Annotated in this window: 18 protein-coding genes and 2 pseudogenes; 11 read left to right on the top strand and 9 right to left on the bottom strand. The window is 71.9% G+C overall.

Annotation, left to right across the window (positions count from 1 at the left end; translation table 11 throughout):
- The first annotated feature begins 20 nt into the window (after nt 1-20).
- On the top strand, nt 21-1,391 hold the full coding sequence (locus tag FM051_RS29955) for a hypothetical protein (protein ID WP_158849183.1): 1,371 nt from the start codon (nt 21-23) through the stop codon (nt 1,389-1,391).
- On the opposite strand, the gene FM051_RS29950 is transcribed toward FM051_RS29955, so the two are convergent.
- Nucleotides 1,331-2,557: an MFS transporter gene (locus tag FM051_RS29950; protein ID WP_158849181.1), complete on the bottom strand. Its 1,227-nt coding sequence runs from the start codon at nt 2,555-2,557 to the stop codon at nt 1,331-1,333. The genes FM051_RS29955 and FM051_RS29950 overlap by 61 nt on opposite strands.
- A 56-nt stretch (nt 2,558-2,613) precedes the next feature.
- Between FM051_RS29950 and FM051_RS29945 the strand changes: the two genes are divergently transcribed.
- Nucleotides 2,614-3,480 carry a LysR family transcriptional regulator gene (locus FM051_RS29945; RefSeq protein ID WP_238412757.1) on the top strand — a complete coding sequence of 289 codons (867 nt, stop codon included), beginning with the start codon at nt 2,614-2,616 and terminating at the stop codon, nt 3,478-3,480.
- A gap of 2 nt (nt 3,481-3,482) precedes the next feature.
- Here the strand turns inward: FM051_RS29945 and FM051_RS29940 are convergent, their stop codons facing one another.
- Both FM051_RS29940 and FM051_RS29935 read right to left on the bottom strand, forming a co-directional pair.
- Nucleotides 3,483-4,943 (bottom strand): leucyl aminopeptidase, encoded by a 1,461-nt coding sequence (locus tag FM051_RS29940; protein ID WP_158849177.1) that lies wholly within the window; start codon nt 4,941-4,943, stop codon nt 3,483-3,485.
- Between the two features lie 195 nt (nt 4,944-5,138).
- Nucleotides 5,139-5,306, bottom strand: coding sequence for a DUF3117 domain-containing protein (locus FM051_RS29935; RefSeq protein ID WP_012783412.1), 168 nt, complete (start codon nt 5,304-5,306; stop codon nt 5,139-5,141).
- 262 nt (nt 5,307-5,568) lie between these two features.
- Between FM051_RS29935 and FM051_RS29930 the strand changes: the two genes are divergently transcribed.
- Both FM051_RS29930 and FM051_RS29925 read left to right on the top strand, forming a co-directional pair.
- On the top strand, nt 5,569-6,363 hold the full coding sequence (locus FM051_RS29930; protein ID WP_158849175.1) for a PaaX family transcriptional regulator: 795 nt from the start codon (nt 5,569-5,571) through the stop codon (nt 6,361-6,363).
- Between the two features lie 46 nt (nt 6,364-6,409).
- The gene (locus tag FM051_RS29925) at nt 6,410-7,189 is read left to right on the top strand and encodes an enoyl-CoA hydratase-related protein (RefSeq protein ID WP_158849173.1); all 780 of its coding nucleotides are present in this window, start codon (nt 6,410-6,412) and stop codon (nt 7,187-7,189) included.
- Here the strand turns inward: FM051_RS29925 and FM051_RS29920 are convergent.
- The 4 genes and pseudogenes from FM051_RS29920 to FM051_RS29905 all read right to left on the bottom strand — a co-directional run bounded on the left by FM051_RS29920 (nt 7,176) and on the right by FM051_RS29905 (nt 9,609).
- Nucleotides 7,176-7,727, bottom strand: coding sequence for a DNA-3-methyladenine glycosylase I (locus tag FM051_RS29920; RefSeq protein ID WP_158849171.1), 552 nt, complete (start codon nt 7,725-7,727; stop codon nt 7,176-7,178). The two genes, FM051_RS29925 and FM051_RS29920, sit on opposite strands and share 14 nt — an antisense overlap.
- Nucleotides 7,728-8,293: 566 nt before the next feature.
- Nucleotides 8,294-8,584 (bottom strand): annotated as a pseudogene (locus tag FM051_RS29915) (DivIVA domain-containing protein); the annotation flags it as partial.
- A gap of 27 nt (nt 8,585-8,611) precedes the next feature.
- A complete protein-coding gene (locus FM051_RS29910; RefSeq protein WP_158849167.1) occupies nt 8,612-9,289 on the bottom strand; it encodes a permease prefix domain 1-containing protein in 678 nt (225 codons plus the stop codon).
- The gene (locus FM051_RS29905) at nt 9,271-9,609 is read right to left on the bottom strand and encodes a PadR family transcriptional regulator (protein WP_158849165.1); all 339 of its coding nucleotides are present in this window, start codon (nt 9,607-9,609) and stop codon (nt 9,271-9,273) included. Before FM051_RS29905 ends, FM051_RS29910 begins: the two co-directional genes overlap by 19 nt.
- An 88-nt stretch (nt 9,610-9,697) precedes the next feature.
- Here FM051_RS29905 and FM051_RS29900 point away from each other — a divergent pair, with 88 nt between their 5' ends.
- The 4 genes and pseudogenes from FM051_RS29900 to FM051_RS52115 all read left to right on the top strand — a co-directional run.
- Complete coding sequence (locus tag FM051_RS29900; protein ID WP_158849163.1) at nt 9,698-10,864, top strand: cytochrome ubiquinol oxidase subunit I; 1,167 nt, start codon at nt 9,698-9,700, stop codon at nt 10,862-10,864.
- Between the two features lie 12 nt (nt 10,865-10,876).
- On the top strand, nt 10,877-11,722 hold the full coding sequence (locus tag FM051_RS29895) for a cytochrome d ubiquinol oxidase subunit II (protein ID WP_158849161.1): 846 nt from the start codon (nt 10,877-10,879) through the stop codon (nt 11,720-11,722).
- Nucleotides 11,709-13,325 (top strand): thiol reductant ABC exporter subunit CydD, encoded by a 1,617-nt coding sequence (gene cydD / locus FM051_RS29890; RefSeq protein WP_158849159.1) that lies wholly within the window; start codon nt 11,709-11,711, stop codon nt 13,323-13,325. Before FM051_RS29895 ends, cydD begins: the two co-directional genes overlap by 14 nt.
- Nucleotides 13,322-14,512: pseudogene (locus FM051_RS52115) on the top strand (ATP-binding cassette domain-containing protein); the annotation flags it as partial. The gene cydD and the pseudogene FM051_RS52115, both read left to right, overlap by 4 nt.
- Nucleotides 14,513-14,709: 197 nt before the next feature.
- Here FM051_RS52115 and FM051_RS29880 read toward each other — a convergent pair.
- Together FM051_RS29880 and folP are read right to left on the bottom strand one after the other, a co-directional pair.
- Complete coding sequence (locus FM051_RS29880) at nt 14,710-15,609, bottom strand: glucosyl-3-phosphoglycerate synthase (protein ID WP_158849157.1); 900 nt, start codon at nt 15,607-15,609, stop codon at nt 14,710-14,712.
- Complete coding sequence (folP, locus tag FM051_RS29875) at nt 15,609-16,472, bottom strand: dihydropteroate synthase (protein ID WP_158849155.1); 864 nt, start codon at nt 16,470-16,472, stop codon at nt 15,609-15,611. The genes FM051_RS29880 and folP overlap by 1 nt, the downstream gene beginning before the upstream one ends.
- Nucleotides 16,473-16,598: 126 nt before the next feature.
- On the opposite strand from folP, the gene FM051_RS29870 reads away from it, so the two are divergent.
- The 3 genes from FM051_RS29870 (at nt 16,599) to FM051_RS29860 (ending at nt 19,760) form a co-directional block, all read left to right on the top strand.
- Complete coding sequence (locus tag FM051_RS29870) at nt 16,599-18,089, top strand: CocE/NonD family hydrolase (protein ID WP_158849154.1); 1,491 nt, start codon at nt 16,599-16,601, stop codon at nt 18,087-18,089.
- Between the two features lie 263 nt (nt 18,090-18,352).
- Entirely contained in the window at nt 18,353-18,724 is a 372-nt protein-coding gene (locus tag FM051_RS29865) for a DUF3224 domain-containing protein (RefSeq protein WP_158849152.1), read from the top strand.
- The gene (locus tag FM051_RS29860) at nt 18,717-19,760 is read left to right on the top strand and encodes a DNA glycosylase AlkZ-like family protein (protein WP_158849150.1); all 1,044 of its coding nucleotides are present in this window, start codon (nt 18,717-18,719) and stop codon (nt 19,758-19,760) included. Before FM051_RS29865 ends, FM051_RS29860 begins: the two co-directional genes overlap by 8 nt.
- The last annotated feature ends 31 nt before the right edge of the window (nt 19,761-19,791 follow it).

Raw genomic sequence — 19,791 nt, 5'->3', positions numbered from 1 at the left:
GGGCAACTACTGGGGGTTGCATGCGGTGGCTTGTGCTCCTGCTCGCGTTGGTGGCCGGTGGGTGTGCGACGCCCGCGTTCAGCGCCGAGCAGGTCAGGTTGACCATCGGGGGAAGGGCGGTGTTGGACGCCCCCGGCTTACAGGCGCGCGCCGAGGCCGAGCTGAGCTACACGTTGTCGTTCGGCTACGTGGCCCGGACCGGTCAGGACGCGGTGAGCTGCTGGTTCGCCCGGACGGGTGATGCGTTCGAGGTCGACACCCGGTTGTGGTGCGGCCCGGTGCAGGTGCCCGGCACGGCCGCGACCACGGACTGGGTGCCGGTGCCGTTGAAGGAGGTCGAGCGGGACGACTCCAGCGTGCGGCTGGAGGTCCAGCCGCCGCAGGTGCCCGCGCTGGGCGCCCGGAGCACACCGGTGGGGAAGCTGGTGCGCACCGACGGGCGTGAGACCAGCGCGGACCAGGGCGTCGGCGCGGCCGGGCCCGATTTCCTGGCGGTGCTGCCCGACGACGGCCAGATCCTCGACGCGGCGTCCGCGATGGTTCGGGACGACCAGCTCGAAGTGCACGTGACGGGGTACGCGACGCCGGCGGTGTGGCCGACGGCGGAGGGTGACCTGCGGGCCGAGCACGGGGTGGCGTTACGGGTGCTGCGGGTCCGGGTGACGCGGCACAGCGAGGTCGACTCGGCGTTCAAGCAGACGCCGTGGCGCGGCTGGCTGCCGCAGCTGCCGGAGTTCGCGCTGGACTTGCCGGGGCGGCGGCACCCGCTGCCCGCCGACCGGCTGCCGGACAACGGGTCGGCGCTGATCGTCTACACGGTGCCGGTCGCCGGTGGGTCGGAGGTGCTGGTGCTCAACACCGTGGGGGCGAAGTCGCTGGAACAGCGGGTCGAGGTGCCGTCGGGGCAGGTGCTCGGCAACGCGCCGGTGGTGCTGCGGCGTGCACCCGGGCCCGAGTCGATGTCGGTGTCGACGCCCGTGTCGGTGGGTTCGGCGGTGGGTTCGGCGGAGAAGGTCGGGTCGCTGGAGGTCGTGCGGGCGCGGTTGGGTCGGCAGCGGCCGGTGTCGTCCAACGGGCAGCACGAGTTGGCCACGGCCGGTCCCGGCACGGCGTTGTTGGAGCTGCGGTTGCAGGGGCACGGGCTGCCGAGCGTGCTCGGGGCGGGGCAGACGGCCGGTCTGATGACCGTGACGCTGCCCGGCGGGGGCACGGCGCGGCAGGTCGGCCTGCGCCACGGCGGGGACACGTTCCCGGTGGCCGTCGTGTTCGAGGTGCCGGAGGACGTGCGGTCGGTGACGTTCTCGGTGGCGTCGGGGACGGTGCAGTTGCCTCAGTTGGGCACGGTCGCGGTGACCGGCGGTCCCGGGGTCGCGGTGCCGCTCGACTTCTGAGCCGTCCGTGCTTTCCGGGCTCTCTGCGCTTTCCGGGCTCTCTGCGCTTTGTGTGCGATGACGACCGCGACGGCCGCCAGCGCCAGCCACACCGTGATCAGGACGACCAGGCCCGGCCAGCCGTGCGCCTGGTACGCGGCGCTGCCCGCCGTGCCGCCGGTGCTGCTGCCGACGTAGAACGCGAACAGGTAGACGCCCGACGCCTGGCCCCTGGCGTGCTCGGGCGCCCGTGCGCCCACCCAGCCGCTCGCCACGGCGTGGGCGGCGAAGAAGCCGCCGGTGAAGAGGGTGAGGCCGAGGGCGATCGTGATCAGGTTGTCCGGGAGGGTGATCGCGGCGCCCGCTGCTGCCAGGGCCAGGCCGGCGAGGGTGATGCGGGCGCGGCCGTGGCGGTCGGCCAGCCGTCCCGCCGGGGCTGACGTGCCGCCTGCCGCGTAGGCGAGGAAGACCAGGGCGGCGATGCCGGTGGGCAGGCCCAGGTCGGCGGTCAGGCGGAAGCCGATGACGTTGAAGACCGAGATGAACGCCGCCACGGCGAGGACGGCGACCGCGTACTGGCAGAGCAGGACGCGGTCGGTGAGGGCGTCTTTGAGCGCGCTCGGGCGGCGTTCGGTGTCGTGGCCCTTCGGGAGCAGGAGGGCGGCGGTGATCGCGCAGACCGTGCCGAACGCGCCGGCGATGGCCAGGGCGGCGCGCCACGACGTGCCGTCGGTGGTGAGGCCGGTGATGAGGCGGCCGAGCATGCCGCCCGCGCTGTTGCCCGCGACCAGGGCGCCGATCGCCGCGCCGACGTGCGTCTTGTTCGCCTCCTGGGCGAGGAACGCCATGGCGGTCGCCGGGACGCCCGCCGTGGCGAGGCCTTGCAGGGCTCGGGCGGCGATGAGGGTCTCGTAAGTCGGGGTGAGCGGGAGGAGCAGGCCGAGGACGGCGGCGGTGAGGACGGACCAGACGATCACGCGGCGGCGGCCGATGCGGTCGGCGAGGGCGGCCATCGGGATGACGGCGAGGGCGAGGGCGCCGGTGGCGGCGCTGATGGTGAGGGAGGCTTCGGCCGGGGTGAGGCGGAATTCGTTCGCGATGTCGGGCAGGACCGACTGCGGGGCGTAGAGCAGCGCGAACGTGGCCAGGCCCGTTGCGGCGACGGAGGTGGTGAGGCGGCTTGGCACGTCTTCGACGCTAATCCATGCGTCCAATGCGGTGGTTTGGGAGAATTGATGCTGTGATGGATGAATTGGTGCCGAGGTTGGCGGTGCTGCGGGCGTTGGCGGCGGACGAGCACGTGACGCACGCGGCCGAGTCGGTGGGCGTGCCGCAGCCGACGGTGAGCCGGTGGTTGGCGGCGCTGGGTGCGTCGGTGGGCGCGCCGGTGGTCGTGCGGTCCGGCCGGCGGGTGCGGTTGACGAGGGCGGGACGGCTGCTGTGCGAGGCGGCGGACCGGGCGTTGGCGGCACTGGAGGCAGGCCACCGTGCGGCGGCGGAGGAAGTTTCACCCGAACGTGGTCAGGTGGCGCTGGGCTTCCTGCACCTCCTGGGCCGGTCAGTCGTGCCGGCCCTGGTCAGCGGCTTCCGCGAATTTCACCCGTCCGTGCGATTCCGGCTGGTGCAGGACTCGCGGCAGGACATCCTGGACCACCTGGTCAACGGCGTCGTCGACCTCGCACTCGTGTCTCCGCCGCCGACCGATCCGGCGTTCGCGCACGCCGTCGTCCGCGAGGAGGAGCTGGTGCTGGTGGTCCCGCCGGGCCACCGCCTGGCCGGCCGCGCGTCGGTGCGGGTCGCGGAGCTGGCGGGCGAGGAGTTCGTCGGGCTGGAACCGGGCTACGGGTTGCGGCAGATCACCGACGACCTGTGCGCGGCGGCCGGTTTCGTGCCGACCCTGGCGTTCGAGGGCCAGGAAACCGAGACCGTGCGCGGGCTGGTCGCGGCGGGCCTGGGCGTGGCGCTGCTGCCGCACGCCGACTCGCCGTCGGGCCTGCCGGAAATCCCCCTCACGCCCCGGGCGTCGCGGGAAATCGCCCTGGTCTGGCCCGCCGACCCCCCTCTGCCACCCGCCGTCCGCGCCTTCCGCGACCACGCGCTCACCAGCTGAGATCACCCGATCGTGTCGGCCGAGGGCTGGGTGCAGGTCTCGGCCAGTTCGATCAGGGTTCGGGCGGCGAAGCCGGTCGCACCCGCGACCACCTCGTCGTACACCTTGTCCGACCTCGCCGGGCCGGCGATGTCCAGGTGTGCCCACGGGATCTTGCCGACGAACTCGCGCAGGAACAGGGCCGCCGTGATGCCGCCCGGACCTGGCGGGCACTGGCGGACGTCGGCGATGTCGCTCTGGACGTCCTCCGCCAGGTCCTCCAGCAGCGGCATGCGCCACCACGACTCGCCTGCAGCGGTTCCGGCTCGGGTCACGCGGGACGCCAGGGCGTCGTCGGTTGCGAAGAAGCCTCCGGTGCGGACGCCGAGGCTCACCTTCATGGCACCGGTGAGCGTGGCCACGTCGACCACCACGTCCGGGTTCAGGTTGTGGACCGCGTAGGCCAGCGCGTCGGCCAGGACGAGTCTGCCTTCGGCGTCGGTGTTCGTCACCTCGGTCGTGATTCCACCGTATTGGGTGATCACATCACCCGGTCGGTACGCGGAGCCGGACACGTGGTTCTCCGCCGCGGGCACGAGACCCGTCACGCGTACGGGGAGGCTCTGCCTCGCGATGCCGATGAGCGCCGCGACCACCGCCGCGCCACCGGACATGTCCGTGCGCATCAGGTGCATGCCGTCGGCCGGCTTGATGGAGATACCGCCGGTGTCGAACGTGATGCCCTTGCCCACCAGGACGAGGTGGGGCTGACCGGCCTCGGTTCCGGGCCACGTCAGCTCGATGAACCTCGGCGGACGGGACGAACCCCCGCCCACCGCCAGCACACCGCCGAAACCCTGCTCGGCCAGCCACTTCTCGTCACGGATGTCGACCTGGAGACCCGGCACACCGCGCGCCGCCCTGGCCGCCGCCGCGGCCAACCACGACGGATCTTTGACGTTTGACGGTGTGTTGGCCAGATCCCGGCTCAACGACGTCGCCGCGGCCAGCGTGTTCGCCTTCCGCACGACCTCCGCGAACGCCGGATCGGTGACCAGGCGCAACGACTTCACCCGTTTCGGCGGTTCCTCCCCGGTCACCTTGAACCGGTACCCGCCCACCGCCGCACCCAGCGTGAACGCCGCCACCGCGTCCGCCGTCACGTCACCCGGCAGCAGCACGTCGAACGTCGTCCCGCCCGCCTTCTCCGCGTCACCGTGCAGGGCCCGCACCAGCGACGCCCCCGCCTTGCGCCAGTCGCCCGCCGAGCCTTCGCCCACACCGACGACCCACGTCCGCCCCGGCCTGGACGTCGCACCGGCCTTGCCGCTCACCTCAGCCACGTCCAGGTCGTCCACCCGCTCCGCACCCGGCCCGAACCGCACCGGATCGCCGGGGAACGCGACGAGCACCGCTGGCACACCTCGCCGGAGGGTGTCGGCCACCTCGACGGTGACCAGCGGGGTCGGCAGGGGTGCTCGCACGGGAACCTCCCGATAAGGCCGACGAAGGTCGGCTACGGCATTCGGCTTCGGCAATCGGCTACGGCAACAGGTGGCAGGAGAGGCAGGTCACCCGATCAGGGTCGCAACGTCGCACGTCACAGGCCCGTCACGACGTAGCGATGCCCCGGTTCCACAGTGGAAACCGGGGCCTCGACGCTTTCTCGCTCCGGCTGGTCAGCCGGCGGCTGCCTTGAGGGCGTCGCCCAGGGCGTTGGCCTCGTCCGCCGACATCTCGACGACGAGGCGCCCACCACCCTCGAGCGGAACGCGCATCACGATGCCACGCCCCTCCTTGGTCACCTCGAGGGGACCGTCGCCGGTCCGGGGCTTCATGGCCGCCATCGCGTGCTCCCTCCGTCAACATCTTCCCCGTCCGACCAGGGCCGGATACTCCGGCCATTCTCCCCTATGCGGACTCGGCAGCGAAACCGAACCGATCTTTCCGCCCCTCCGGCGACCGGTTGACGATCTTCACGGAGCCGCAGATCAACGTCAGGATGACCACGCCCCAACGACTTCGGCTCCCGCCGCCGGCCGTCACCTGGTCGTGACCCGTCACGGCTCTGTGGCGTGTCGCGGGGTCGCCCTGACAGACTCGGTTCTCGTGCGAGCCCGTTCCGCGCTCTTCGACGTCTACGGCGGCCACCTCCGCGAGCGGGGTGGTGCGGCGACGATCGCCGCGCTCGTCCGGTTGCTGGAGCCGCTTGACTTCGCCGCGCCCGCTGTGCGCACGGCGGTGTCGCGCACGGTGCGGCAGGGCTGGCTGGAACCCGTCCGCCTGCCGGACGGTCCGGGCTACGCGATGACACCTCGCGCGGAACGGCGGCTGGACGAGGCGGCGGCCCGCATCTACCGCACCCGGCCGTCCACCTGGGACGGTCGGTGGCACGTGGTGGTGCTGGAGGAGCTGCCCGCGCGCGAGGCTCGGGACCGGCTGGCCTCCTCCCTGCAACTGCTCGGTTACGGCGCGCTCGGGCCGGTGACGTGGATCGCACCGCGGCCCTCGCCGGAGCTGTCGGACGTGCTGGCGGGCGAGGGTGTGCGGGCGAGCACGTTCCACGGCGAGCACGAGGGCGACCCGGCGGAGCTGGCCGCCCGCGCCTGGGACCTGGCCACGATGGGCCGGGACTACGCGCGGTTCGTGGCCGAGTGGGAGCCGGTGATGTCCGCTGTGGACGGTACGTCGCCCGCGGCGGCGTTCGCGGCTTCGCAGCGGTTCCTGCACGCCTGGCGCAAGTTCCTGTTCCGCGATCCCGGCCTGCCGCGCGAGCTGCTGCCCGCCGACTGGCCGGGCACGAGCGCGGCCGAGTTCTTCGACCGGCACACCAACCGCCTCGCGCCCGCGGTGGCCAAGTTCGTCGACGACTGCCTCGCCCATCCCGACCGGGCCGACACCTGACCGGGCCGATCACTGACCGGGCCACATCACCGACCGGAGGTCCCACGTGTCCGAACTCCTCATCGACGACGCCGACGGCGTTCGCACGTTCACGCTCAACCGGCCCGAGTCGTTCAACTCGTTCACGCTGGCGTTGAAGGAGCGGTTCCTGGAGGCCGTGGTCAAGGCGGCCGAGGACGACGAGGTGCGCGCGGTGGTCATCACCGGCGCGGGGAAGGCGTTCTGCGCGGGTCAGGACCTGAAGGAGCACGTCTCGCTGCTGGAGGCGGGCGACCCGGCGCCGCTGAACACGGTGGAGCGGCACTACAACCCGATGGTGAAGGCGATCGTGGGCATGCCGAAGCCGGTCATCGCGGCGGTGAACGGCATGGCGGCGGGCGCGGGCGCGTCGCTGGCGTTCGCGAGCGACCTGCGGATCGCCGGGGCGGGTGCGAAGTTCCTGATGGCGTTCGCGAACGTGGGCCTGACCGCGGACTCGGGCGCGTCGTGGACGTTGCCGCGGCTCATCGGGCACGGCCGGGCGATGGAGATGATGCTGCTCGCGCAGCCGGTGGGCGCCGAGGAGGCGTTGCGGATCGGCATGGTGGGCCAGGTGGTGCCGGACGGCGAGGTGCTGTCGACGGCGCAGGCGCTGGCCCGCAAGCTGGCCGCCGGGCCGACCACCGCCTACGCCAAGATCAAGGAGGCGATGGCGTTCTCCGGTGAGCTGGCGGCGGCGCTGGAGGTGGAGGCGCGCACGCAGGCGGAGGCGGGGGCGACGGCGGACCACCGGGAGGCGGTGGCCGCGTTCGTGGCCAAGCGCAAGCCGACGTTCACCGGCCGGTAGCGCGGAAGCAGGTCGCGATGTGGTCGTCGACCATGCCGGTGGCCTGCATCAGCGCGTAGCAGGTGGTGGGGCCGAGGAACACGAAGCCGCGGCGCTTGAGCTCCTTGGCCAACGCCTTCGACTCGGGCGTGACGGCGGGCACGTCGGCGATCGTGGCGGGCCGTTCGTGGTGCTCGGGCGCGAACGACCACAGCAGGTCGTCCAGCGGCACGTCGAGCTCGGCGATCGCGCGGGCGTTGTTGATCGTGGCGTTGATCTTGGCCCGGTTGCGCACGATGCCCGCGTCGGCCATCAGCCGGTCGAAGTCGTCCGGCCCGAACTCGGCCACGAGCTTGGGTTCGAAGCCCGCGAACGCGGTCCGGAAGTTCGCCCGTTTGCGCAGGATGGTGATCCAGGACAGGCCGGACTGGAACGACTCGAGCGACATGCGCTCGAACATGGCCACCTCGCCGTGCAGCTCGACGCCCCATTCGGTGTCGTGGTACTCGACGTAGTCGGGGGTGCTGTCGCCCCACGGGCAGCGGACGAGGTCGGTCATGCGGTGCTCCTGTGTTGGATTGCTGTGTTGGATTGCGCCGCCTCCGGCGTCGCGGGCTCGGTCGCCCGGGAGGTCGGCCGCTCGCGCCTGATTTTCCGACGATCGAAAAGCGTGATCGCCGGAAAATGAGTCGCGAACGACCGACGGCGACCTCGCGTGGTGGTCGGCGCTGCGCGGGGGGGCGGCGCTGCGCGGGGGGCGGCGTTGCTACGCGGGGGTCCCCGCCTGGGGGATCCCCTGTCGTCAATCCTGCCGGCGGGGACCGACAGTCTCGGGTCGTCCAGCCACAGTTGTGGACAAGTGCGCGGCGGCTCGCGCCGTTGCCGCTGGTCACGCGGACGGTGGTGCCGGGCGTCCACTCACCCTGCCGCTCCCGGTCGGTGAGCGCCGCCCAGGTGGTCCCGGCCGGCGCCTCGACGTGGACGCGCAGCTCAAGCCCGGTCGTGCTCCGGCTCCCAATCGAGTTCCCGTTCGGGTTTCCCGTCGAGGTCCGGGCCGATTTCCGAGCCGATTTCCGGGCCGATTTCCGGGCCGATTTCCGGGCCGAGGTCCCGCTGCCGCTCGGCGTCCAGTTCGGCTTCGAGTTCGGCGACCCGGGCGCGCAGTTGCTCGACCTCGGTGGCCAGGCGGTCGAGCGCCCAGTCCACCTCGGTCATCTTGTAGCCGCGCAGGACCTGCTGGAACTTCAGGTCGCGCACGTCGTCCGGGGTCACGTCGTCGGCCGGCAGGCGGGTCGGCGACGCGCCCGGCGGCAGCGGTTCCAGTTCCTCGCCACGCCCGAACACCAGCGCGGCCAGCAGGAACACCACGGCCGCCACGAGCGCCATGACGACGATGTAGATGAGCGCTGAGGTCACGACACGATCGTGACACACACGCGTCGATCAGACCGACGAGAACACCACACAGCGGCGCGCCAGGACGGCGAGCCGAAGCGCGATGACGAACGAGACGACGGTCGCGGCGGCCACCGGTGGCGACATGAGCAGCCTCGCCGCGTCCAGGTGGGCGGTGCCGGCCAGGATCGCCACGTTGCCGGTCACGTTGAGGCCCACGGCGACGACGGCGACCGTGCCCGCGAGCCTGGCCAGCGTCACGGTGCTCAGCGCCGTCCGGGCGAGTCGCCGTCCGATGAGCAGCGCGATGACGGCCGCGCCCGCCACGACCCAGGCCGAGATGTCGTTGAGGCGGGCGATCACGAGGTACCAGTCGGGCGGCGGGGCGTCGAAGTCGTTCCAGGCGCCGATCCAGAACTTGCGGTTCAGCTCCCACATGACGTGGGTGAGCGGGAGGACCAGCATCACCGTGCGCAGCGTGCGGGCGCCGTGAGCCAGGCCGAGCAGGCCCTGGTACTCGCGTGCGATGGCGTTGACCGGGCCGAACTCGGCGACGGCGCGGCGTTGGGCGGCTTCCTCGGTGAGGCCGCCGTCCCGGTGCGCGGCGGCGGCGTCGTGGAGGCTGTCCCGCGCTTCGGCGAGCAGGTCGTCCTTCACGTGCCCGGGGCCGCGCAGCCTCCGGTCCAGCGCGGTCACGTAGTCGTCGATCACGCCTGCGCCGGCCACGGTCCACCTCCCAGCACGCCCTCGATCGCGGTGGTGAACTCGCGCCACGCGGTGCGCTCGGCGGCCAGGGCGCGGTGGCCCGCCTTGGTGAGCCGGTAGGTGCGGCGCTGCCTGCCGCCGACGGTGCTCCACTCGCTGGCCACCAGTCCGGCCGTCTCCAGTCGGCGCAGGGCCGGGTAGACGGTGCCGGTGGGCAGGTCGAGCGCGCCTCCGCTGCGCTTCTGCAACGCCTCGATGATGGCGTAGCCGTGCAGCTGGCCGCCGTCGAGCGTGGCCAGCAGGAGCGCGTCGAGGTGACCTCGCAACGCGTCGGACTTCATAGGTAGGGACTCTACGGATCAGGACAAGGGACCGGATCCGGGACATCCCTGATGTTAGGTTGCCTGCCTACATATAACGTCCCTACTCATGGATGCTCTCGGACTGGCCCGGCTCCAGTTCGCCACCACCACGTCGTTCCACTTCCTGTTCGTGCTGCTCACGCTCGGGCTGGTGACCGTGGTCGCGGTGACGCAAACCCGGGCCGCACTGTCCGCCAACCCCGTGCACGCGCGGATGACGCGCTTCTGGGGACGGCTCTACGTGGTCAACTACGCGCTCGGCATCGCGACCGGCATCGTCATGGAGTTCCAGTTCGGGCTGAACTGGTCGGGCCTGTCGACGTTCGCGGGCGACGTGTTCGGCGCGCCGCTGGCGCTGGAGACGCTGGTGGCGTTCTTCCTGGAGTCGACGTTCCTCGGCCTGTGGATCTTCGGCTGGGACCGGCTGGGCAAGTGGGTGCACCTGGCGTTGATCTGGCTGGTCGCGCTCACCGCGTACGCCTCGGCGTTCTGGATCATGATGGCGAACGCGTTCCTCCAGCACCCCGTCGGGCACGAGCTGCGCGACGGCGTGCTGCGGATGGTCGACTTCTCCGCACTGCTCGCCAACCCGACGTTCGGGACGGCGTTCCTGCACGTGTGCTTCGCGGCGCTGACCGTCGGCGGCGTGTTCGTGACCGGGGTCAGCGCCTACCACTTCATCCGGCGGACGTCGGAGGTCGAGTTCTTCCGGCGGTCGCTGCGGCTGGGCGTGGTGCTCACCGCCGTCGCCACGCCGTTCCTGGTCGGGTTCGGGTTCGGGCAGTTCCCGATCTTGCAGGAGTTCCAGCCGGAGAAGCTCGACACGGTCGGCGCGCTGGACGGGACCGGGCTCGGGTTCATGATCCAGATCGGGTTCGTGCTGCTGCTGGTGAGCTGGGCGACCGTGCCGCTGCTGTTCCGCGACTGGGTGGTGAAGATGCGGTTCCCGCTCTACCTGATGGTGGTCGGCATCCCGCTGCCGTTCGTCGCGGCGATCGGCGGGTGGCTGTTCCGCGAGGTCGGGCGGCAGCCGTGGCTGGTGCAGGGGCTGCTGACCACGTCCGACGCGGTCTCGCACGTCGGCCGGGACCAGATGCTCGTGTCGTTCATCGCGTTCACGGCCGTGTTCGCGGTGCTGGCGGTCGCCGACTGGGTGCTGATCGCCCGGTTGGCGCGGCGCGGACCGGTGTCGTCCGACGAGGAGCCCGTGTCGCCGCTCGTTCCGGCTCTGTGAGGGGTGTGTGTCGTGGAGGGTGTCTGGGTTGTCCTGCTGGCGTTCCTGACCTGCGGTTACTTCGCGCTGGCCGGGTTCGACTACGGGGTGGGGGTGCTGTTGCGGCTGGTCGCGAGGGACGAGCGGTCGCGGCGGGTGGTGTTGCGGGCGGTGACGCCGTTCTTCCTCGGCAACGAGGTGTGGCTGGTCGCGGCGGTGGGTGTGCTGTTCGGCGCGTTCCCCCGGTTGGAGGGCGAGCTGTTGTCGTCGCAGCACACGGTGTTCGCGGTGCTGTTGACCGGGTTGGTGTGCTTCACGGTCGCGGTGCAGTTGCGGTCGCCCGGTTGGGATTTCCTGTTGGTGGGCGGGGCTCTGGTGGTCGCGGTGAGTTGGGGCGTGCTGCTGGGACGTGTGCTCGGCGGGCCTTCGGTGCTGTGGGGCGCGGGGGTGTTGGTGCTGTTCTCGTTGCACGGTGCGGTTTTTCTGGCTTGGCGGCTGTCCGGGGAGTTGCGGCGGCGGGCGGTGCGGATCGCGGTTTCCCTTGTGCTGCCTTGTGCGGCTTTTGTGGTGGCGGCGGTGTTCACGGCCGGACCGGTGGCGGTGCCCGCGTTCGGGTTGGTGGCGGTGGTTGCCGTCGGGTTGTCGGGCGGGGCGTGGGTGGCGTTGCGTTGCGAGCGGTACCGGGTGGCTTTCGGTTGTAGTGCTCTGTTGTGCGCGTTGCCGGTGGTGGCGGTGTTCGGGGCGCGGTCGGTGGTGACGGTGTCGGTGATGGCGGACCCGTCGACGTTGCGGGTGTTGACGTGGGCGGCGGTCGCGGTGGTGCCGTTGGTGTTGGTGTTCCAGTGGGCGACCTGGTGGATGTCCCGTGCGGCACGTTGATCGGCGGTACGTCGTCGTTCTCGCCGTGCTCGCGGTCGTCACGGCGGTGGTCGTGGTGGGACAGGCCGAGGTGTTGGCCTCGGTGCTGTCCGGTGGCCGGTCGGCGTGGTGGCTGGTGGCGGTGGTCCTGGCGCGCGGGGTCGTGGTGTGGGGTGGGCGGGTAGTGACGCAGCGCTTCGCCTCGTCGATGAAGGCTTCTTTGCGCAAGCAGGTGTTGCGTGGGTCTTGTGGGGCTTCCGGTGCTTCCGGTGCTTCCGGCTCTTCGGCGCGGGCCGGGTCGGTGGCGACTTTGGTGGTGAAAGGGCTGGACGCGGTCGAGCCGTACTTCGCCGGGTACCTGCCGCAGCTCGTGGTGGCGGCGGTGGTGCCGGTCGCGGTGGTGGTGCGGCTGTCGTTCGCCGACCTGACGTCGGCGGTGGTGGTGCTGGTGACGTTGCCGCTGGTGCCGGTGTTCGCGGCGCTGGTCGGGATGCACACGCGGGATCGGACGCGGGCGCAGTGGGCCGGGTTGGCCGTGGTGGGCGGGCACTTTCTGGACGTGGTGCGCGGGTTGGGGACGTTGAAGGTGTTCGGGCGGGCGGCGGCGCAGGCGGCGACCGTGCGGGCGATGGCGGGTGCGCACGCGGCGTCGACCATGCGGACGTTGCGGGTGGCGTTCCTGTCGGCGTTGGTGCTGGAGCTGGTGGCGACGTTGTCCGTGGCGCTGGTGGCGGTGCCGGTGGGGTTGCGGCTGCTGCACGGCGGGGTGACGTTGCACGTGGCCTTGCTGGTGCTGCTGCTGGCTCCGGAGGCTTACCTGCCGTTGCGGGCGGCCGGTGCCCAGTTCCACGCGTCGGCCGAGGGGCTGGCGGTGCTGGAGGCCGCGGCTGCGCAGGGGTCCTCGCCAAGGGGATCCCTTGATTTGATCCTGCCAGACGGGACCGACAAACCCACGCCGTCGAGCACGGCCTGTGGACAACTCGCCGACCGGCCTGTCGCATCGGTGATCGGGACGCGGGCACCGGACCTGCGGCGGGCCGAGATCGTGGTGGACCGGGTGGTGGTGCGGTATCCGGGGCGGGACGCGTTGGGTGGGATGTCGTTGCGGATCACGCCTGGTGAGCGGGTGGCGTTGGTGGGGCCGAGCGGTGTCGGGAAGAGCACGTTGCTCGCGGTGCTGATGGGTTTCGTGACGCCGGCGTCCGGGCGGGTGCTGGTCGGTGGGGTGGATCTGCGGGAGGTGGAGCGGGGGTCGTGGCTGCGGCAGCTCGCGTGGGTGCCGCAGCGGCCGACGCTGTTCCCCGGCACGGTCGGGGAGAACATCGCGCTGGGGTCGGGTGGTGACGTGCGGGGTGCGGCGTCGGCGATGGGGTTGGGGCATTTGGTCGACGCCGAGCACGCGTTGTCGTCGGGTGAGCGGCAGCGGGTGGCGTTGGCGCGGGCGCTGGTCCGGGACGACGCGCGGATGCTGCTGTTGGACGAGCCGACGTCGCGATTGGACAGCGGGACCGAGGAGGTGGTGTTGCGCGCCACGCGGCAGCTCTCGTCCGGGCGGACGGCGCTGGTCGTCGCGCACCGGCCGGTGATGCTCGGCGAGGTCGACCGGGTGGTGACGTTCACATGAGACGACTCGTGCTCGCGGTGGCCGCCGGCGTGGCCGCCGAACTCGCCGGGATCGGGCTGATGACCACCGCCGTGTGGCTCATCATGCGGGCCGCCGAGCAGCCGCCGTTGTCCGCGTTGACGGTGGCGATCGTGGCGGTGCGGGCGTTGGCCGTCGCACGCGGCGGTATGCGGTATGCCGAGCGGTTGGCCGGGCATTCGGCGGTGTTGCGGCACCTCGCGGAGGTTCGGGGACGGGTTTACGACTCGTTGCTGCGCCGGCCGTTGAACGGCGGTGACGCGCTCACCCGACTTGTGTCTGATGTGGACTGTATGCAGGATGCGTTGTTGCGCTGCCTGTTGCCGGGCGTGGTGGCGCTCGTGGTGGGTGCGATCGCGTTGGCGGCCACCGGGTTCGCGTGGCCGTTGTTGGTCGGGTTATTGGTTACTGTATGCGTTATCCCGTGGACTGCTTACGCGCTTGCGGTGCGGCACCTGCGGGCGCTTGCGCCGTTGCGGTCGGCGTTGGCTGAGCGGACCGTCGTGCTGCTGGACGGCGCCGCCGAGCTGACCGCGTTCGGGGCGCTGGAACGGGAGCTCGCCGCGACCGGGCACGTGGTCGACTCGCTGGCCGAACGGGAACGGCGGGGCGGGTCCGGCACGGCGGTGCTGGCGGCCGTGGCCGTGGTCGTGCAGTTCGGGGTCGCGTTGGCGTTCCTTCGGTCCGGCGCCCCCGCGCACGTCGTGCTGGGATCGGTCGCCGTGCTGGAGGTGACGGTGCCGCTGGCGTCGGCCGCCCAACGGTGGGCCGAGGTGCACGGATCGGTCCGCCGGGTGCGTGAAGTGCTGGCAACAGCGCAGGAAACCGCGCCACCGGAGGCAGACCTGCCCGTCGGCCGGGTCGGGGTCGTGGGCGCGAGCGGCGCGGGGAAGAGCACGTTCCTGCGCGAGCTCGCCGCCGCCCACCCCGGCATCGCCAAAGGCGTGCTGGACGACGCCCACGTCTTCCACGCCACCGTGGAGGCCAACGTCCGCTTCGCCCGCCCGGAGGCGTCACAGGAAGACCTGGACCGCGTAGCCGCGCTGGTGGACCTGGACGTGCCGTGGGACACGGTCGTCGGCGAAAACGGCGACGCGCTCTCCGGCGGCCAACGCCAACGGCTGCTCCTCGCACGAGCACTGCTGGCCGACCCCGAAGTCCTGCTCCTGGACGAACCGGTCGAAGGCCTGACCATCGCCCACGGTGACGCCGTCCTGGAACGCGTGCTCGACCAGGCCACCCGAACGGTCGTCCTCGTCACCCACCGCCTCGCACCCCTGGTCGACTTCGACCGCATCCTGGTGTTCGAGGACGGCCGCATCACCCAACAGGGCACCCACGCCGACCTGATCGGGACCCCCGGCTACTACCGCGACCGCTGGAGCACCGAGCGCATGGCGGGCCGGTCCTCGCACGACACGTCCACCGTCGCCGGCAGCCACTCGCCGTCGAACGGCACGAACTGCGTCAACTCGGACGACTCCACCGGCACACCGCACCGCCGCAGCACGGTGCCGGTGATCTGAGCCGCCATCGCCCCGAGCTGCCGCAGATCCCGGTTCCGGTGCTTCCGCACACCCAGGTTGACCTGCGCGATCCCGTCCAGCCCGTACCGGGTGTGCGCGTCGAGCAGCAACCCGATCTCCACCCCGTAACCGGGCGCGAACGGCACCGACTCCAGGAACGCGCGCGTCCCCGCGTACTCCCCGCCCAACGGCTGCACCACCCCGGCCAACTCCGGCCGCAGGGCGTTGAGCAGCGGCCGGGCCGCCAGCTCGGTGACCCGACCGCCACCGGTGCTCTCCAGCCGCAACGGCCGCCGGTAGAAGCCCTTCACCAGGTGCACGTCCCGCGTCAGCAGGGGCCCGAGCAGCGCGGGCACGAACTCCGGGTCCGGGTCCACCAGATCGGAGTCCAGGAACACCACCACATCACCCGACGTGGCCGCCAACGACCGCCACAGCACCTCACCCTTGCCGGGCCGGGGTTCCCACTCCGGCAGCACGTCCGTCCGCCGCACCACCCGTGCGCCCGCCGCGACCGCCCGCGCCACCGTGTCGTCGGTGGAACCCGAGTCCACCACCACGAGTTCGTCCACGAGACCGCCCAGCAGCGGGCGCACCACGCCGACCACGGCGCCGACCGTCGCCTCTTCGTCCAACGCGGGCAGCACCACGCTGACCGTGCGACTTCCCTTGCGAGCCACCAACTCCGACACCGTCCAAGAAGGACTCTGCCAGGTGTTGGACGTGAACCAGTCCGGCATCAGGCCAGCGCCCTCAACACCCGCGCCGGCGGACGGGTGCCCGCGATGCTCGCCACCATCTCCACCACCCGGCGGGTCTGCCGCACCTGGTGCGCCCGGAACACCTTCGCGCCCGCCCACGCGGCCACCGACGTCGCGGCCAGCGTGCCGTCCACCCGGTCCTCCACCCCCGTGCCCAGCGTCTCGCCGACGAAGTCCTTGTTGGACAACGCCATCAGCACCGGCCACCCGGTGGCCACCAGCTCGTCCAGCCGCCGCAGCAACTCCAAACCGTGCCACGTGTTCTTGCCGAAGTCGTGGGTCGGGTCGATCAGCACACCCTCGGCCGGCACGCCCAGCGCCACCATCCGCTCGGCCCGCTCGACGAGTTCCGCCGCCACGGACGCCACCACGTCGGTGTACCGGACGCGGTGCGGGTCGGTGCGCGGCTCCAGACCGCCGGTGTGCGAGCAGACGATGCCCACGCCGAACTCCGCCGCCACCTCGGCCAACGCCGGGTCCGCGCCCGCCCACGTGTCGTTGATCAGGTCCGCGCCCACCGCGCACACCGAGCGCCCGACCTCGTGCCGCCACGTGTCGACGCTGATCACCAGGTCCGGGTGCCGTTCGCGGACCGCCGCGACGAACGGCACGACCCGCCGCGCCTCCTCGGCCGCGTCCACCACCTCGCCCTTGGAACCCGCCTTCACCCCGCCGATGTCGACGATGTCCGCGCCGTCGGCGACCGCCCGGTCCACGGCGGCCATGGCGGCGGCGTCGTCGAACGTCGCGCCGCGGTCGTAGAACGAGTCGCGCGTGCGGTTGACGATCGCCATCACCAACGCGCGGTCGTGCGCGACCTCCCGTGAACCGAACCGCAGCATGACCGCATCGTGCCACGTCACACGTGGCGGTGAGCTGCGTCACAGGCCGTTACTACTCGCGAGTAGCTCGGTGTTTACTCACCGGTAACACCCTGCGTGATCCCGGTCACGGTCAAGGAGGACCTCGTGCGCCGATCACTCTCCCTGCTGCTCGCCGCCCTCGTGGCGCTCGTCCTGGCGCCACCCGCCCAGGCCGCGCCCGGTTTCGCGGTGGCCTACGAGACCATCCCCGGCCAGGGCGGCACCCCGCTCAAGGCCTTCGTCGTCACGCCGACCGGACGCGGCAGCGGACCGTTCCCGCTGCTCGTGCTGCCGTCGAGCTGGGGCGTGAACAACATCGAGTACGTCGGCGCGGCGGCCAGGCTCGCCTACGAGTCCGGCTACTCGGTGATCAGCTACACCTCGCGCGGCTTCCACGACTCGGCGGGCGAGATCGACGTGGCCGGGCCGGACACCGTGGCCGACGTCAGCCGGGTGATCGACTGGGGCATCGCGCGGGCCGGTGGCGACCCGGCGCGCATCGGCGTCGGCGGCATCTCCTACGGCGCGGGCCAGTCCCTGCTCGCCGCCGCGGCCGACCCGCGGATCAAGGCCGTGACCGCGCTCAGCACGTGGACCGACCTGGCCCGTTCGCTCTACCCGAACGAGACGGTCAACGCGCAGGCCGTCGAACTGCTGCTGGCCGCCGGGCACCTGACCGGCCGGCCGGGGCCGGAGCTGCGCGCGGCGGAGTCCGCCTACCGGGAGGGCCGGTTCGAGGACGTCCTGCCGATCTCGCCGCCCCGTTCCCCCGCGTCGAAGGTGTCGTCCATCAGGGCCGCTGTGATGATCGGCAACGCGTGGAACGACGGGCTGTTCGCGCCGAGCCAGATCACGGACTTCTTCGGCGCGCTGAGCGGCTCGAAGCGGCTCATGCTGTCGCCCGGCGACCACGCCACCGCCGAGCTGTTCGGCGCGGCCGGGCTGCCCAACGAGATCTGGACGTCCGTCGGCCGCTGGTTCGACCACCACCTCAAGGGCGTCGACAACGGCATCGACCGCGAGCACCCGGTGCAGGTCAAGCCGAACAACGGCGGCGGCTGGCGCTCGTTCCCGTCGTGGGCGGCGGCCACCGCCCGGACCGACACGGTGCCGTTGACGGCGGACCGGATCGACGCCGGCCGGCCGACCATCGCGGAGAGCGGCACGGTTCTGGTGTCGGGCGCTTTGCAGGGCTTCCTGAAGATCCCGGTGGGCGTCGCGACGCCGTTGATCGACCCGGGTGCGGCGGCGGTGTGGTGGGGGCCGGTGCAGTGGAGCGCCACCACGGTCAGCGGCACGGCACGCGCGCACCTCACCGTGACGCCGAGCGCCGCCAAGACCACGCTCTACGCATACTTGTACGAGGTGAACCCGCTGGGGCTGGGGGCGCTGGTCACGCACAAGCCGGTGACGCTCACCGGCGCCGGCACGCGAACCGTCGGCCTGGACCTCGAGCCGGTGGTGTGGAACGTGTCGGCGGGCAACCGGCTGGTGTTGGTGGTGGACACCGTGGACGCCCGGTACGGCGGTTCCAGCACGGCCGGCTCGTCGGTGGTGTTCGGCGCGGATTCGTGGCTGGCGGTGCCGCGCGGCTGACCCGCTTCCGGCACGGGGCGGGCCGACCGACGCGCCCCGACGTCGCCTCCGGCATCGCCCCTGCACCGCTCCGGCACCGCTCCGGCACCGCTCCGACGTTGCCCCGGCCTGGCTCCGCAGAGGTCCCCGCCCAGGGGATCCCTGTTTTTGATCCTGCCAGAACGGACCGACAACGCCGGGCGGTCGGAACCGGCCTGTGGACAACCGCGCGAGCTGTGGATAGCTGACGGCGGTTGACAGGATTTCCTGCCAGGATTCCCGGCATGGAATCGAAGTCGACGTTCAAGATCACCAGATGGGACCAGACCGTCTACGACGAGGCGGAGCCGCAGCTGGGCCGGGTGCTCGTGGACAAGGCGTACAGCGGGGTCATGGAGGGCACGAGCACCGCCGAGCTGACGACGTGCCAACCGTCGGAGGGCTCGGCGGGCTACGTGGGCACCGAGCGGTTCGTCGGCACCGTCGACGGCCGGTCGGGGACGTTCGTGCTCCAGCACGGCGCCGTCATGTCGGCGGACGGCGCGCAGTTCTGGGGCCACGTCGTGCCCGGATCGGGCACCGGCGAGCTGGCCGGGATCTCCGGCACGGCCCGGCTGGAGCACGAGCTGATCACCCTGGACCACGACCTTGGCTGACCGGGAACGGGTGATCGCCTACCGGGTCGCCGCGCACCAGTTCGACCGCACCACCACCGAGGCGTCCGACCTGCGGGTGTTCGACCTCGGGCTGCAGGACTCGGAGCGGTCGGCCGTGCCCACGCTGGTGGCGCGGCTGGACCGCGTGCCCGATCTGGACGCCTTCACCCTCACGTGGAGCGTGCGGGGCGCGCCGCACTGGCACCGGGCCGACGACGTGCCGGCGTTGGCGGCGCGGCTGTGGCCGTTGAGCGACGCCGACGCGGTGGCCCGGATGAGCCGGCCGCCCGTCGACAACGGGCTGGAGGTGCTGCACGAGGTCGCGTCGGCCCTGCGGTCGGTGGTGGAGAAGCCGATGACTAAGGGCGAGGCGTCGTCCCGGCTCACGCCGAAGGTGCGTCCCGAGGTCACCGGCTGGTGCCGGGGTTGCGACGCCACGCACGTGTTCGACCCGATCTTCCGGCTCGCCGTGCTGCCCGCCGGCCTGCGGTTCGACCCGGCGGAGAAGACCGTGACGTTCGTGCCGCTGGAGAACCGGCAGGACGTGCCCGACGCCTCCCACGGCTTCGACACCCTGATCGCGGACTACCTGCGGCTGCACGGCCCCGCCGGGCCGTCCGAGGTGGCGCACTACTCCGGCGCGCCGGTGCGCGAGGTGAAGGACGTGTGGCCGGACGACCTGGTCGCGATCTCCAAGCGCGCGTGGCTGCCCGCCGACCGGATCGAGGCGTTCGAGAACCCGCCGGAACCCGAGGTGGTGCGGCTGCTGCCACCGCTCGACCCGTATCTCAACGCCCGCGACCGCGACCTGCTGGTGCCCGACAAGGCGCACCAGAAGGAGGTGTGGCGCATCCTGGGCCGACGCGGCGCGCTGCTCGTGGACGGGGAGATCCTGGGCACCTGGCAGGCCAAGGTGAACGGCTCCCGGCTGGACGTCAAGATCTCGCCGTTCGTGCCGCTGGACGTCGACATGTTCGCCGAGGAGGCCACCCGCCTCGCCACCGCCCGCGGCCTCGACGAGGCCCAGGTCAGCTGAGGGGGCAGCTGACGGTCAACCCGCGAGGTCG

This window comes from Saccharothrix deserti (assembly GCF_009769385.1).
GTDB classification, from domain to species: Bacteria; Actinomycetota; Actinomycetes; order Mycobacteriales; family Pseudonocardiaceae; genus Actinosynnema; species Actinosynnema deserti.
Note: the sequence above shows the minus strand (reverse complement) of the source record. Positions and strands in the feature narration are given on the sequence as shown.